This window comes from Pseudomonas sp. PDM09 (assembly GCF_014852305.1).
In the GTDB taxonomy this organism is placed as follows: domain Bacteria; phylum Pseudomonadota; class Gammaproteobacteria; order Pseudomonadales; family Pseudomonadaceae; genus Aquipseudomonas.
In genome coordinates, this window is the sequence record NZ_JACVBI010000005.1 from 235,121 (window position 1) to 249,426 (window position 14,306).

Consider the following 14,306-nt stretch of genomic DNA (forward strand, 5'->3'; position numbering starts at 1 on the left):
AGAACTGAGCCCATGACTGAACTGGATCGCTACCTGCAAGCCGCCACGCGCGACAACACCCGTCGCAGCTATCGCGCGGCCATCGAGCATTTCGAAGTCAGTTGGGGCGGGTTCCTGCCAGCGACCAGCGACAGCGTGGCGCGCTATCTCGTGGCCCACGCAGGCGTGCTGTCGATCAATACCTTGAAGTTGCGTTTGTCCGCGTTGGCGCAATGGCACAACAGTCAGGGGTTTGCCGATCCCACCAAGGCACCCGTGGTGCGCAAAGTGTTCAAAGGCATTCGCGCGCTGCACCCGGCGCAGGAGAAACAGGCCGAACCGTTGCAGCTTCAGCATCTGGAGCAAGTGGTGGCCTGGCTGGAGCAGGAAGCACAAACCGCTAAGGCGCAGGGCGATCAACCGGGTTTGCTGCGGGCCAGGCGCGACACGGCGCTGATTCTGCTGGGCTTTTGGCGCGGTTTCCGTAGCGATGAGTTGTGTCGCGTGCAGATTGAGCATGTGCAGGCCAGCGCCGGCTCAGGCATTACCCTCTACCTGCCTCGCAGCAAGAGCGACCGCGAGAACCTCGGCCAGACGTACCAGACGCCAGCCTTGCAGCGTTTGTGTCCGGTGCAGGCCTATATCCAATGGATCACTGACGCCGCGTTGGTCCGCGGGCCGGTATTCCGGGGTATCGACCGTTGGGGCCATTTGAGCGAGGAGGGCTTGCATGCCAACAGCGTGATCCCGTTGTTGCGCCAGGCCCTTGAGCGCGCCGGTATTGCGGCCGAGCACTACACCAGTCACTCCTTGCGTCGTGGGTTTGCCACTTGGGCCCATCAGAGCGGTTGGGATTTGAAGTCGTTGATGAGTTACGTGGGCTGGAAGGATATGAAGTCCGCCATGCGCTATGTTGAATCCAGCCCGTTTATCGGGATGACCCACATCGCTGAAAAGCCATTGACGCTGTAGATCACGTTTTCTTCTATTAATACTGTCAGCTAATAGCGAAAACCAATCAGCAACATCAGGTTTGCCAATGAGCCAATCGGCGATCGACTGGGTAGGATTCACCTCATCAACTTCTTAACCCCTGACGGAGAGTCATCGATGCCTATCATCAACAGCCAAGTTAAACCGTTCAAAGCTGACGCCTTTAAAAATGGCGACTTCGTAAAAGTGTCGGACGCTGACCTGAAAGGCAAGTGGTCTGTCGTGTTCTTCTACCCAGCTGACTTCACCTTCGTTTGCCCGACCGAACTGGAAGACCTGGCTGACAACTACGCCGAGTTCCAGAAGCTGGGCGTCGAAATCTACAGCGTTTCCACCGATACCCACTTTGCCCACGCTGCCTGGCACAACACTTCGCCAGCGATCGGCAAAATCCAGTACACCATGATCGGCGACCCGACTCACGCTATCTCCCGCAACTTCGACGTGCTTATCGAAGAAGCTGGCCTGGCTGACCGTGGCACCTTCGTGATCAACCCTGAAGGCCAGGTCAAAATCGTTGAACTGAACGACGGCGGTGTAGGCCGTGACGCTTCCGAGCTGCTGCGCAAAATCAAGGCTGCTCAGTACGTTGCTGCTCACCCAGGCCAGGTTTGCCCAGCCAAGTGGAAAGAAGGCGAGGCCACTCTGGCTCCGTCCCTGGACCTGGTCGGCAAGATCTAAGTCTGTGACGCGCTTCATCAGGGCGGAACTCCGCACCTCCTAAGTAAGCTGCACCGCCCTCAAAAACGCCCGGGCGAGATTCGCTCGGGCGTTTTTTTTTCGACACGAATAAAGGAAATCGCCCGTATGTTGGACGCCACTCTTAAAGCCCAGTTGAAATCGTACCTGGAACGGGTCACCCAGCCGATCGAGATCGTTGCATCCCTCGATGACGGTGCGAAATCCCAGGAAATGCTTGCACTCCTGAAAGACGTTGCCAGTCTTTCTACCCAGATTACGTTGCTCGACAGCGGTGACGATGCACGTAAGCCATCGTTTTCGATCAACCGCCCGGGGGCCGATATCAGCCTGCGTTTTGCCGGTATCCCGATGGGCCACGAATTCACGTCCTTGGTGCTGGCTCTGCTGCAAGTCGGCGGCCACCCCTCGAAGGCCAGTATCGAAGTGATCGAACAGATCCGCTCGCTCAAAGGCGAGTTCAACTTCGAGACTTACTTCTCGCTGTCCTGCCAGAACTGCCCGGACGTGGTCCAGGCGTTGAACCTGATGGCTGTGCTGAACCCGAACATCCATCACGTCGCTATCGATGGCGCGCTGTTTCAGGCTGAAGTCGACGAGCGCCAGATCATGGCCGTCCCAAGCATCTACCTGAACGGTGTGAACTTCGGCCAGGGCCGTATGGGCCTGGAAGAGATCCTCGCCAAGATCGACACCAGCGGCATCGAGCGCCAGGCCGAGAAAATCAGCGCCAAAGAAGCCTTTGATGTACTGGTCGTCGGCGGTGGCCCGGCCGGTGCTTCGGCGGCGATCTACGCTGCTCGTAAAGGCATTCGCACCGGTGTGGCGGCGGAACGTTTTGGTGGTCAGGTGCTCGACACCATGGCCATCGAGAACTTCATCTCGGTGCAGGAAACCGAAGGGCCGAAACTGGCCGTGGCGCTGGAAGAACACGTCAAGCAGTACGACGTGGATATCATGAACCTGCAACGCGCCGACAAGCTGGTGCCGGGCAAAAATGGCGCGCTGCACGAAATCCATTTCGCCAGTGGTGCGTCCTTGAAAGCCAAGACCGTGATTTTGGCGACCGGCGCCCGGTGGCGTGAAATGAATGTTCCCGGTGAGCAGCAATACCGCAACAAGGGCGTGGCGTACTGCCCGCACTGTGACGGTCCACTGTTCAAAGGCAAGCGCGTGGCGGTGATTGGCGGCGGTAACTCCGGCGTCGAAGCGGCCATCGACCTGGCCGGTATCGTGTCCCACGTGACCCTGCTGGAGTTCGACGTCCAACTGCGCGCCGATGCAGTGTTGCAGCGCAAGTTGCACAGCCTGCCGAACGTTGCTGTTATCACCAGTGCGCAAACCACTGAAGTGACTGGCGATGGTCAAAAGGTCAACGGCCTGCGCTACAAGGATCGTCAGTCGGACGAGTTGCGCACTGTCGAGCTGGAAGGGATCTTCGTGCAGATCGGTCTGCTGCCTAACACTGATTGGCTCAAAGGCACCATCGAACTGTCGCCGCGCGGCGAGATCATTGTCGATGCCCGTGGTGAAACGTCGATGCCCGGCGTGTTCGCGGCCGGTGACGTGACCACCGTGCCGTACAAGCAGATCGTGATTGCGGTAGGCGAGGGCGCCAAGGCTTCCCTGAGCGCATTCGATCACTTGATCCGCACCTCGGCGCCTGCATAAACGCCGACGCCGAAAATACAAAACCCCATGAGTGATCATGGGTTTTTTTGTGTCTTGCACTGATCGTTCCCACGCTCTGCGTGGGAATGCAGCCCGGGACGCTCCGCGTCCCAAAGCGTGACGCAGAGCGTCACAGGAGGCGTTACCACGCGGGAACGATCATTTCTGTGTGTGGGGCTTACATCGGTGCCGGCTGAATGATTTCTACCCAGTAACCATCCGGATCCTTGATGAAGGCCAGGCTCTTCATGCGGCCGTCGTTCAGGCGTTTCTGGAAATCGCAGCCTAGCGCTTCGAAGCGCTCGCACGCGGCACGAATGTCCGGTACCGAAATGCAGATATGGCCGAAGCCGCGTGGGTCGGTGTTGCCATTGTGGTAGGCGAAATCCGTGTCGTTCTCGGTGCCGTGGTTATGGGTCAGCTCGAGAATGCCGGGGATCGATTTCATCCACTCGGTGCGAGCCGAGGCATCGGCCGGGATCTGGTTTTTATCGACCAGCGCCAGGAAATACAGACTGAACTCGGCTTCCGGAAAATCGCGTTTCTCCACCAGCGAAAAACCCAGGACGCGGGTGTAGAAATCCAGCGACTGGGTGATGTCCTTGACCCGCAGCATGGTGTGGTTGAAGACGAACTTCTGGGTGGCGGTGTCGGGTTGTGCAGTCACACCGGGAAATGTATTGAGTTCGTGCAGGCTCATGGGGCCCTCCGGAAAATCCAAGAATTGTCACAATGATACGCAAGGGCTCCGGCATCGCCAAACCAAAACCGCAGGGTTGCCTGACAGCCGGGTGAGGCTCAGACTTTACGGCTCAATTCGTGAGTGCTCATTGCAATGACCCGATTCTGTCAATCGATGTTCGTCCTGATGTGTCTGCTTTCAGATGTTACCCCCGTTTATGCAGAGGCTCCGGTCGTGATTTGGCCAAGCGGATGGACTGTCGAGGCTATTTCGCAAGATGAGACTAAACTGCAGGTATCCCGGCAACGCGCGGTAAAACACGATCAGGACGGTACGCCGGTGATGGTGATGGAGTTGACCATGACTCAGGTAGAAAGTGGTCATCAGGTGAATCTGGAAGGCGTGCTGCTGGAAATGCGCAAGTCGGTGCAAAAGGACTTTTTTCAGAGTGGGTATCAGAGCGTTTGCACTAAAATTCACCCGACTACCTTAAGCCGGCTATCGGCGCTGGAAACTACCTGCACGATTACGCAGAACGGTCGACATGTGCTGTCTCAAACATTGGTCGCTGCGGTAGACGCCGATAAGGCCTATGTTCTTTCTTATGCGGGGCAGGCAGAGGTTTACAAGGCAAGTCAGGACGACATAGCAGCGGCTCGAAACAGCTTGAAACTTTAGTTTAAGGTTTGCGTATCAGTAGATTTCAGCGGGTTCGGAGTTTTTAGATAGCCAAAGGGATTAAGCATAAAGTTGGACGATATGTAACGAGTTGATCGGCGACTTTCGTTGCATTTAGACGCTGTCTATGAAAAAGCCCTGCAATGCAGGGCTTTTTTATGATCGCGAGTGCTTAGCCTCGCAGCCAGGAATCAACGGTGGCAGCACCGTATTGTTCCTTCCAGGCTTTCAGGCCGCGATGATTGCCGCCCTTGGTTTCAATCAGTTCACCGGTGTGCGGGTTCTGATACACCTTGACCACGCGAGCGCGGCGGGTTTTAGGCGCTGCTGCCTGCTGCAGGCCGGATTTTGCCGGGTTTGGATCGAGGATGGCGATGATGTCGCGCAAGCTCTTGCCGTAGGTTTTCATCAGCCCCTGGAGCTTTTCTTCGAATTCGATTTCTTTCTTGAGCCCGGCATCGTTCTTCAGCGATTCCAACTGCTTGAGCTGTTCTTGAAGGGCCTTTTCAGCTGCACGGAATTCAGCGAGTCTGGACAATATCTTTACTCCAATAGTGTGTTTGGCTGATACCAACCGCAAACAAAGCTATAAGCCAAGAGCCTTGAAGCGACTCGGTGATAATGGCGCACCTGCCAGTTCTGCACAGGCATGAAAAATTGTAGTAGTTAATTGGCCAAGAGTAAATCCTGACTTTTTCTTCATGTAACAAGAGTAGTCTTTTGATTCAATTTGGTGCGCATCTTCATGGCTTCGCCCCTTAGAGCGGTTAGTTAACGATCACTTAATGCTCTAATGAATTCCGCGCCTGGCATCGGCCGACCAAACAGATAACCTTGCAGGAAGTTCACGCCGTGGGCCGTCAGATAGTCACTCTGTTCTACGGTTTCCACGCCTTCGGCGACAATACCCAGATCGAGTTTGGCCGACAGTTCGATGATGCTGTCCAGAATGTGTCGGGACAGGGCGTCAACGCCAATCATGGAGACAAAGCTCTGATCGATTTTCAGAAAGTCCACATTGAATTGACGCAAATAACCCAGGCTTGAGTGACCCGTTCCGAAGTCATCGATCGCGATCATCACGCCCAACTCGTGAAGCTGCTCGAACAATTGCAAGGTGATGGCTGTCGGCTCGATGAGTTCGCGTTCGGTCAGCTCCAGCACCAGGTTGATGCTGCCCGGGGCGAAAGCGCTGAGGAATTCGCGGCAGTCCTCGACCAGTTCCAGATCCCGGCAGTGACTGGCGGTGATGTTGATGCCAATGTGAAATGGCCCGTCGAACGAGGTCGACAGGGGAGCCAGCAATGCGCAGGTCTGTCGCATCAACGAGCGAGTCATCGGCACGATCAGCCCGGAATGTTCGGCAAACGGGATGAACAGATCAGGGCGTACCAGGCCTTCCTTGGGATGTTTCCAGCGCATCAATACTTCGGCGCCGGACCACTGCTTATTGTCGCCATGTACCACGGGCTGAAAATACGGAATGAACTCTGCTGCCTCCAGCGCCCGCTGCATTTCACGGCTCGGCGACATCGAGCGTTTCTGCAACACATGTCCGATCGAGCCGGACACCACACCGAAGAACATCAACAGACTGAACAGCGGCGGGTACTCACTGCGCATGTAACGCCAGGTTTCTCCTTCGGGAAAACCTGCGGCTACGGTAAAGGCATAACGCGAGGACGCCAGCGTGTTTTGCGCCACGGGCAAGGCGGGCAGCGCATCGTCGTGGACCTTGCCGTCGGCCGACAACCAGTGAGGACCGACTTGCAACAACAATAATGTTTTGCGACCGATCAGGCGCAGCACGTTACTCAGGTGATAACCGTCCAGCGTGGTCAATGCGCCCTGGTTTCCTTCGCTCAGCCGATACACCAACAACGCGGTATTGGGCGTGACCGGGTTGCCGTTCATGAGCCATAGCTTGCCTTGGGTGTAATCGTCGGGATTGATCTTTTCCTGATATTCACCGAACAACGAACTGCAATAGAGGTTGGTGTTCCATACAAGATTGGTCGAGCGCACGAATGGTCGGCGGGTGACTTGTTCGCGTAAGGCCAGTTTGACGTCATTGCAATTCTGGCCGGCCAGCGGCAATAGCTCTTGCGCCGCTTGGGCGGTGTTGTCGAGCATTAGCTCGAATTGGCGAATGGCTTCTTCGCCAGTCAGTCCGGTACTTTGCTTGAGCGTACGTTCAGCCTGCAGATAGAGAATGGCGACTCCCAGCAACACCGGAAGCAACCCGCTCAAAACAGTCACAGCGATCCGGGTGCTACGCTTGCGGCGACTTTTGACGTTCAGTGGCATTCGCAAATCCATCGCGATAAAAGAGGGCACTCAAAGACTGGCAGCGCGACACGCCTCCCAGACGAGTTGCCATGATAGTTGGCCGACAGCATTTATGCCGTTCAATGATCATTCAGGCTCGAAGCCAGTTTGATAAAGGCCAGCGTCGCGGGTGATGACTGACGCTGATCGAGCACTGCCAGCCCGACTTGACGGCAGACCGGTGGCGACAGCGGTTTTTTCACGTAGCGGTTGTCGTTGTCGTCAGGCAAAGAGCCTTCGGCGACAACGGTCAGGGCATCGCCACGGCCGACGGTGTCCAGCGTGCTTATCAATTGCGAGCAACGATAACGAATGTTCGGCGTCAACCGCGCCGCATTAAACAGGCGCGAGACCAATTCCGAAGAGCCGGCTTCGGTCAGCACAAAAGGGTCGTGGCATAAATCGCTCAAGCTCAAACTGTCGCGACCGGCCAGCGCATGGTCGGCAGGCAGCAGCGCGACCATCTGGTCTTCGATCAGCCCAAAAGTGTCGAAACGCTCCAGGGGCAACACCACGAAGCCGATATCGATACGCCGTTCTTCCAGCCACTGGATCACCTGGCGATCTGGCCCTTCGTCGATGTGAACCTCGATGCCCGGGTGTGCGGCGCGGTAATGCTGCAGGATTTTCGGCAACAGTTTGATCGATGAAGTCGGGCCGAACGAGCCGATGCGCAGGGTGCCGCGTTTCATTCCGCGGGCATCCGCCGCTTCCTGGCGCAACGTGTTGGCAAGCCCGAGCATCGCCCGAGCACGTAGTAACAGCTGCTGGCCGATGTCACTCAGCTCGACGTGGGACTGATGCCGACGCAGCAGTTCTACACCCAGTTCCTGTTCCAGCGACTTGAGCGCGTGGGACACCGCGGATTGGGAAATCTCCAAACGATGGGCTGCCGCCGTGAAGCCGCGCAGTTCGGCCACCAGGGAGAAAATCTCGAGTTGCGTAAGGGTCATGAGTATTTACTCATTTTACGATGATCTGGCATTAGTCGAATGATACGCCATGTGCCCGATATCTGATGGTGGAGACTTATGACTACGTGTGAACAGACCCTGGTGAATTCTTCCGATGTACCGGTTTATCTGAAACTGGCAGCGGTCACCATGATCTGGGGCGGAACGTTCGTCGCCGGGCGATTTCTGGCCGACAGCCTCAGTCCGCTATTGGCCGCGAGCCTGCGGTTCTTGCTGGCGAGCGTGGCGTTGCTGCTGTTTCTGCTGTTGGCGCGCATGCCTTTGGTGCGCCCCAGCCCTCGGCAATGGCTGCAACTGACGCTGCTGGGTTTTTTCGGGATTTTCTTCTACAACCTGTGCTTCTTTTATGGGCTGCATTACATCAACGCGTCACGGGCATCGTTGATCGTGGCGTTGAATCCGGGCGTGATCGGCCTGGCATCGTGGCTGTTGTTCAAGGAGCGACTGAGCCGAGCGAAAGTGACCGGTATCGCTATCTGCATTGCCGGCGCCAGCCTGGTGATCATCAGCCGCAATCCGCAGTTACTGGCCGGTGGTACTGATGCCTGGATCGGCGATCTGTTGATCTTCGGCTGCGTGCTCGGCTGGGGCATTTATTCTCTGTTCTCCAAAGGCCTGAATCAAACGTTGGGGCCGGTGCAGACGGTGACGTACTCGATTTTGCTGGGCACGCTGATGCTCTGGGTGACCAGCGCCGTGCGTGGTGAGCTGAGTGTCGCGGCTATGGCTGAACTCGGCACGCAACAATGGTTGAGCCTGCTGTACCTAGGCGTACTGGGTTCGGCATTGGCCTATATTGGTTATTACGACGGTATCCGCAAAATCGGTGCGACGCGTTCGGGTGTGTTCATCGCCTTGAACCCGCTGACTGCCGTTCTGTTTGGCGCATTGTTGCTGGGTGAGCAATTGACACTGGTGATGTGCCTGGGTGGCGGGCTGATCCTGGGGGGGATTTTTCTGTGCAACAAACCGCTTGCGCACGCTACAAAAAGGGGGATTTTATAAGAAGGCGGACAAACTGATTTACGCTGTGTAGAATCGGGTTACGCATATAAGAATAATCGTCTTCTGGCAGCAGAAGCCTCGCCCGCAAGAGCCTTGGGTCGACAATGAAGAGTTTTGGGTTTCAATTGATCTACGGTGACTTCCTCGCCCGCAGCGTGCGGGGCATCTCCTGCGCGCCACCCGCCGGTCTCAGCATTGCTAGCAACTAACGATCCGTTAATTGACAAGAAAATGATGAGGCGCCAACCATGGCAGATTTATACGAAAACCCAATGGGCCTGATGGGCTTTGAGTTCATCGAATTCGCATCGCCGACCCCTAACACCCTGGAGCCGATCTTCCAGATCATGGGCTTCACCAAGGTCGCGACCCACCGTTCCAAAGACGTGCATCTGTATCGCCAAGGCCAGATCAACCTGATCCTCAACAACGAACCCAACAGCGTGGCGTCGTACTTCGCGGCCGAGCATGGCCCGTCGGTGTGCGGCATGGCGTTCCGCGTCAAGGATTCGCAAAAGGCTTACAGGCGTGCCCTGGAACTCGGTGCCCAGCCGATCCATATCGAAACCGGTCCGATGGAGCTGCACCTGCCGGCGATCAAAGGCATTGGCGGCGCGCCGCTGTACCTGATTGACCGTTTCGGCGAAGGCAGTTCGATCTATGACATCGACTTCGTGTTCATCGAAGGCGTTGACCGCAACCCGGTCGGGGCCGGCCTGAAGATCATCGATCACCTGACCCACAACGTGTATCGCGGTCGCATGGCTTACTGGGCCAACTTCTACGAGAAGCTGTTCAACTTCCGTGAAATCCGCTATTTCGACATCAAAGGCGAATACACCGGCCTTACCTCCAAGGCCATGACCGCGCCGGACGGCATGATCCGTATCCCGCTGAACGAAGAGTCGTCCAAGGGCGCCGGGCAGATCGAAGAGTTCCTGATGCAGTTCAACGGGGAGGGCATCCAGCACGTGGCCTTCCTCAGCGATGACCTGATCAAGACCTGGGATCACTTGAAAAGCATCGGCATGCGCTTCATGACACCGCCGCCGGACACCTACTACGAAATGCTCGAAGGCCGTTTGCCGAACCATGGCGAGCCGGTCAACGAATTGCAAGCGCGGGGCATTCTGCTGGACGGTTCGTCCGAGTCGGGCGACAAGCGTCTGCTGCTGCAGATCTTCTCGGAAACCCTGATGGGCCCGGTGTTCTTCGAATTCATCCAGCGTAAAGGCGACGATGGCTTCGGCGAAGGCAACTTCAAGGCACTGTTCGAATCCATCGAGCGTGACCAGGTTCGTCGGGGTGTGCTCTCTACCGATTAACCCGGTTCAGGCGTGAAAAAGCCCGGTCAGCAGCAATGCTGGCCGGGCTTTTTTTGGATCATGCAAAACCATTTTTGGATCATGCAAAAACCCTTGTAGGAGCGAGGCTTGCCCGCGAAGGGGACGTTGAGGACGCTAAAAGCTTCGCGGGCAAGCCTCGCTCCTACAATTACATCGGCCGGCGTCGTTGCCGGACCAGATGCTTGAACCCTTCAAACACCAACACCAACACCGCCAACCAGATCGGAATATAGGTCAGCCATTCGCCGGCCTTGATACTTTCCCCCAACAGTAACGCAACGCCGAGCAACAGCACCGGCTCTACATAACTCAACAACCCGAACAGGCTGAACGGCAGCAACCGACTGGCAATGATGTAGACCACCAGCGCCGAAGCACTGATCACCCCGAGTATCGGGATCAACAGCGACAGCCACGGATGTTGATCAAACACGTCGAAACCTTGCTCGCCGCCCTGCACGAACCAGAACGCCACTGGCAGCATCAACGCCATGTCCAGCCAGAGCCCGCCAAGGTTGTCTGTCGCCAGGCGTTTGCGCAGGATGAAATAGATCGGATAGCCGACCACCACCAGCAAGGTCGCCCAGGAAAAACCGCCGACCTGATACAGCTCGTTTAGCACGCCGAGGCTGGCGAAGAACACGGCGATTTTCTGCAGATAGGAAAGGCGCTCGCCATAGACGATTCGCCCGGTCAAGACCATGGACAGCGGCAACAGGAAATACCCCAGCGACACGTCGAGGCTATAACCGTTGAGCGGTGCCCACATGAACAACCAGAGTTGCAGGCCCAGCAGCACTGCGGAGCCAACCAGCCCGACAATCAGCTTCGGCTTGCCAGCCAGCCGCCGAACAATCTCGACCACGCGCTTCCACTCACCGGACACCACCATGAACACCGTCATGCACGGCGCGGTCAGCAGCATCCGCCAACCGAAGATTTCTACGCCGCTCAAGGGGGAGAGCAGCGATGTGTAGTAATACATGACGGCAAACAGCATCGAGGCTGTAACCGATAGAGCGATACCTTTAGACAAACTGTCCTCGCGGGATGAAGGTCAAACGGGGCGCGCAGGATACGTGGTTTTTGTGTTGAATATTGGCCGAGTGATCAATATTTACAACATCCTGGCTGATCCTCAGCCAAAGCATAGTCAGCACACCGACACTCAACCTGTGGGAGCAGGGTCATACACAATATTTGCGGTCGACACAGAACCCTGTGGGAGCGGGCTTGCTCGCGAAAGCGGTCTACCGGCCAACATCAATGCTGAATGTGAAACCGTCTTCGTGAGCAAGCCCACTCCCACAATAGGCCGTGATCGCCAACAGATCTTGTAATCGACACAAAACCCTGTGGGAGCGGGCTTGCCCGCGATAAATCTCAAGCCGTATGCGGTTTACGCCCCGGCACAAAATGGCTCACGTCATTGAACCCTGGCGTCGACGCGTGCCCTGGTGTCACCAGCGAATCAATAAACGCCTCGTCCTCCGCCGTGATCTTCACCGCCTGTGCCTTGGTGTACGCATCCCACTGTTCCTCAGTGCGAGGCCCGACGATGGCCGAAGTCACAGCGCCATTGTTCAGTACCCAGGCAATCGCGAACTCGACGATACCCACGCCACGGCCCTGCGTGTATTCCTGGATCTGTTGGGCAATGCGTAACGACTCCACCCGCCATTCGGTTTCCAGGATGCGTTTGTCCTGACGGCCCGCGCGGCTGTTGGCGTCCGGCGTCACGTCGGGCGCGTACTTGCCGCTGAGCACACCACGCGCCAGCGGGCTGTATGGCACCACACCGAGGCCATAGTTTTGCGCGGCAGTGATCTGCTCGGTTTCCGCCTGACGGTTGACGATGTTGTACAGCGGCTGGCTGATGACTGGCCTGTCGACACCGAGTTTGTCGGCGATGCGGATGACTTCGACAATACGCCAGCCACGGTAATTCGACAGGCCCCAGTAGCGGATCTTGCCCTGGCGGATCAAATCGCCAATGGCGGACACCGTGACGTCCAGCGGCGTGTTGTGGTCTTCGCGGTGCAGGTAATAGATGTCCAGATAATCGGTGCCCAACCGCGTCAGGCTGGCGTCGATGCCATTGAACAGGTGCTTGCGACTCAGGCCGCTGCGGTTCGGCATACCGTCCACCGGTCCGAAGCCGACCTTGGTGGCCAGTACCCATTCCTGCCGCCGACTGGCGATCGCTTCGCCGACGATCTCTTCGGAACGGCCGTTGGTGTACACGTCCGCAGTGTCGATGAAGTTGATGCCCTGGTCCCAGGCCTTGTCGATGATTCGCAGGGAATCTTCGGTGCTGGTCTGCTCGCCGAACATCATGGTGCCCAATGTGAGGGTCGACACCTGTAAACCCGAATGACCCAGCGTGCGATAGCTCATGACGAAATCCTTTTACCGCTCAGAAAGCCCTAATCAAATACCAGAACCGTGACTGGGAGCAATCGGAATTATCAGGCCTGATTGCCCTTTAAACCCGCAACGTCCGCGTCATGCGCAACGCCAGCAAACTCCCACAAACAATCACACCCGCCAGCAGATACAGCGCCACATTAGTCGACCCGGTGCTGTCCTTGACCCAACCCACCAGGTACGGGCTAAGAAAACCCGCCATCTGCCCCATGGAGTTGATCAACGCCAACCCACCGGCAGCCGCACCCGCGCTGAGCATGGCGGTCGGCACGGGCCAGAACATCGGCAGGCCGGTGAGGGCGCCCATGGTGGCGATGGTCAGCCCGAGAATGGCAATGGCGGGGTTGGCAGCGAAGTTCACCGCAATCAACAGACCCACCGCGCCCATCAGCATCGGCACTACCAAGTGCCAGCGGCGCTCTTTGCGCAAGTCCGCCGAACGACCGACCATCAACATGAACACCGCCGCCAGTAGATACGGAATCGCACTGAGCCAACCAATCACCAGGTTATCGCTGAAACCGAGGTTCTTGATGATCGACGGCAACCAGAAGTTGATCGCGTAGACGCCGCTCTGGATGCAGAAATAAATCAGGCCGAAGGCCCAGATCGCCGGGTTCTTGAACACCGCCAGCAGGGAATCAGTGGCGGTTTTCGGTTTGCTGGCCAGGTCTTGCGCGTGATCGGCCTCAAGCACCGAACGCTCGTAGGGGGTCAGCCACTTGGCGTTGGCGTAACTGTCGCTGAGCAGGAAGTAGGCGAGGGTGCCGAGGATAATGGTCGGAATACCTTGCAGCAGGAACATCCACTGCCAGCCGGCCAAACCGGCCTGGCCGGCGCCGAAGTGGTTGAGAATCCAGCCGGAAAACGGGCTGCCGAGCAGGCCGGACACCGGGATCGCCGACATGAACAGCGCCATGATGCGGCCACGACGGAACGTCGGGAACCATTGCGAGAGGTAAAGCACCACGCCCGGAAAAAACCCGGCTTCGGCCGCACCGGTAAACAGGCGCAGGGTGTAGAACTCGGTCGGTGTGGTGACGAACAGCAGGCAAGTCGAGAGCGTGCCCCAAGTGATCATCATCAGCGCGATCCAGCGTCGCGGGCCGAATTTGGTCAGGGCCAGGTTGCTCGGTACGCCGCACAGTACGTAGCCGATGAAGAAGATCCCGGCACCGAGGCCGTACACGGTTTCGCTGAATTTCAGTGCGTCGAGCATCTGCAGCTTGGCGAACCCTACGTTCACCCGGTCGAGGTAATTGAACAGGTAGCAGATGAAGATGAAGGGGATCAAGCGCAGGGTAATGCGTTTGTAGACGGCGTTTTTGTCGTCAGCGGTGGCCAGGGTAGCTGCGGCGCTCTGTGACATGGCGGGCTCTCTCTTTATTATGATTTTTTGCGACGCAAGGGTAACGTTGATCGCCCAGTGAGTCTCGGCCACCCCTTGGGTGGTTGTCTTTGTGCCTGAGCACAGGGTTTATGACCAAGGCCTGTGCGGGTGAACAACCCGTTCCATCACGTTTT

The 14,306-nt window shown here is 57.1% G+C and carries 13 protein-coding genes; 6 read left to right on the top strand and 7 right to left on the bottom strand.

The genetic code is table 11. The features are described from left to right. Window positions 1–12: 12 nt before the first annotated feature. The 3 genes from IB250_RS14620 to ahpF all read left to right on the top strand — a co-directional run bounded on the left by IB250_RS14620 (window position 13) and on the right by ahpF (window position 3,342). Window positions 13–951, top strand: a complete 939-nt coding sequence (locus IB250_RS14620; RefSeq protein ID WP_192344606.1) for a site-specific integrase — start codon at window positions 13–15, stop codon at window positions 949–951. A 138-nt stretch (window positions 952–1,089) separates the two neighbouring features. After that, window positions 1,090–1,653 (top strand): alkyl hydroperoxide reductase subunit C, encoded by a 564-nt coding sequence (ahpC, locus tag IB250_RS14625; protein WP_007900047.1) that lies wholly within the window; start codon window positions 1,090–1,092, stop codon window positions 1,651–1,653. Between the two features lie 126 nt (window positions 1,654–1,779). After that, the gene (gene ahpF, locus IB250_RS14630) at window positions 1,780–3,342 is read left to right on the top strand and encodes an alkyl hydroperoxide reductase subunit F (protein ID WP_192344607.1); all 1,563 of its coding nucleotides are present in this window, start codon (window positions 1,780–1,782) and stop codon (window positions 3,340–3,342) included. Window positions 3,343–3,520: 178 nt separating this feature from the next. Here the strand turns inward: ahpF and gloA are convergent, their stop codons facing one another. After that, window positions 3,521–4,042, bottom strand: a complete 522-nt coding sequence (gene gloA / locus IB250_RS14635) for a lactoylglutathione lyase (protein WP_192344608.1) — start codon at window positions 4,040–4,042, stop codon at window positions 3,521–3,523. Window positions 4,043–4,198: 156 nt separating this feature from the next. On the opposite strand from gloA, the gene IB250_RS14640 reads away from it, so the two are divergent. After that, window positions 4,199–4,702 carry a DUF4946 domain-containing protein gene (locus IB250_RS14640; RefSeq protein ID WP_412548341.1) on the top strand — a complete coding sequence of 168 codons (504 nt, stop codon included), beginning with the start codon at window positions 4,199–4,201 and terminating at the stop codon, window positions 4,700–4,702. A 172-nt stretch (window positions 4,703–4,874) separates the two neighbouring features. On the opposite strand, the gene IB250_RS14645 is transcribed toward IB250_RS14640, so the two are convergent. From IB250_RS14645 to IB250_RS14655, 3 genes are all read right to left on the bottom strand, one after another. Next, window positions 4,875–5,240, bottom strand: a complete 366-nt coding sequence (locus tag IB250_RS14645) for a histone-like nucleoid-structuring protein, MvaT/MvaU family (RefSeq protein WP_008075430.1) — start codon at window positions 5,238–5,240, stop codon at window positions 4,875–4,877. 233 nt (window positions 5,241–5,473) lie between these two features. Continuing rightward, window positions 5,474–7,009, bottom strand: a complete 1,536-nt coding sequence (locus tag IB250_RS14650) for an EAL domain-containing protein (RefSeq protein WP_192344610.1) — start codon at window positions 7,007–7,009, stop codon at window positions 5,474–5,476. A gap of 101 nt (window positions 7,010–7,110) precedes the next feature. Next, window positions 7,111–7,983: a LysR family transcriptional regulator gene (locus IB250_RS14655; RefSeq protein WP_192344611.1), complete on the bottom strand. Its 873-nt coding sequence runs from the start codon at window positions 7,981–7,983 to the stop codon at window positions 7,111–7,113. A 78-nt stretch (window positions 7,984–8,061) separates the two neighbouring features. Between IB250_RS14655 and IB250_RS14660 the strand changes: the two genes are divergently transcribed. Further along, window positions 8,062–9,009, top strand: a complete 948-nt coding sequence (locus IB250_RS14660; RefSeq protein ID WP_192344612.1) for a DMT family transporter — start codon at window positions 8,062–8,064, stop codon at window positions 9,007–9,009. A 248-nt stretch (window positions 9,010–9,257) separates the two neighbouring features. Then, entirely contained in the window at window positions 9,258–10,334 is a 1,077-nt protein-coding gene (gene hppD / locus IB250_RS14665; protein WP_192344613.1) for a 4-hydroxyphenylpyruvate dioxygenase, read from the top strand. 169 nt (window positions 10,335–10,503) lie between these two features. Here hppD and rarD read toward each other — a convergent pair whose 3' ends face one another. From rarD to IB250_RS14680, 3 genes are all read right to left on the bottom strand, one after another. Further along, window positions 10,504–11,391: an EamA family transporter RarD gene (gene rarD, locus IB250_RS14670; protein ID WP_192344614.1), complete on the bottom strand. Its 888-nt coding sequence runs from the start codon at window positions 11,389–11,391 to the stop codon at window positions 10,504–10,506. Window positions 11,392–11,738: 347 nt separating this feature from the next. Further along, window positions 11,739–12,752, bottom strand: a complete 1,014-nt coding sequence (locus IB250_RS14675; RefSeq protein ID WP_192344615.1) for an aldo/keto reductase — start codon at window positions 12,750–12,752, stop codon at window positions 11,739–11,741. An 88-nt stretch (window positions 12,753–12,840) separates the two neighbouring features. After that, window positions 12,841–14,151, bottom strand: coding sequence for an MFS transporter (locus IB250_RS14680; RefSeq protein WP_192344616.1), 1,311 nt, complete (start codon window positions 14,149–14,151; stop codon window positions 12,841–12,843). Window positions 14,152–14,306: the final 155 nt, after the last annotated feature.

What these genes read in the sequence shown, in the direction of transcription:
- IB250_RS14620 (WP_192344606.1), top strand. Translation starts at nt 13, where the DNA reads ATGACTGAACTGGATCGCTACCTGCAAGCCGCCACGCGCGACAACACC.
- ahpC (WP_007900047.1), top strand. Translation starts at nt 1,090, where the DNA reads ATGCCTATCATCAACAGCCAAGTTAAACCGTTCAAAGCTGACGCCTTT.
- ahpF (WP_192344607.1), top strand. Translation starts at nt 1,780, where the DNA reads ATGTTGGACGCCACTCTTAAAGCCCAGTTGAAATCGTACCTGGAACGG.
- gloA (WP_192344608.1), bottom strand. Translation starts at nt 4,042, where the DNA reads ATGAGCCTGCACGAACTCAATACATTTCCCGGTGTGACTGCACAACCC.
- IB250_RS14640 (WP_412548341.1), top strand. Translation starts at nt 4,199, where the DNA reads ATGTTCGTCCTGATGTGTCTGCTTTCAGATGTTACCCCCGTTTATGCA.
- IB250_RS14650 (WP_192344610.1), bottom strand. Translation starts at nt 7,009, where the DNA reads ATGCCACTGAACGTCAAAAGTCGCCGCAAGCGTAGCACCCGGATCGCT.
- IB250_RS14655 (WP_192344611.1), bottom strand. Translation starts at nt 7,983, where the DNA reads ATGACCCTTACGCAACTCGAGATTTTCTCCCTGGTGGCCGAACTGCGC.
- IB250_RS14660 (WP_192344612.1), top strand. Translation starts at nt 8,062, where the DNA reads ATGACTACGTGTGAACAGACCCTGGTGAATTCTTCCGATGTACCGGTT.
- hppD (WP_192344613.1), top strand. Translation starts at nt 9,258, where the DNA reads ATGGCAGATTTATACGAAAACCCAATGGGCCTGATGGGCTTTGAGTTC.
- IB250_RS14675 (WP_192344615.1), bottom strand. Translation starts at nt 12,752, where the DNA reads ATGAGCTATCGCACGCTGGGTCATTCGGGTTTACAGGTGTCGACCCTC.
- IB250_RS14680 (WP_192344616.1), bottom strand. Translation starts at nt 14,151, where the DNA reads ATGTCACAGAGCGCCGCAGCTACCCTGGCCACCGCTGACGACAAAAAC.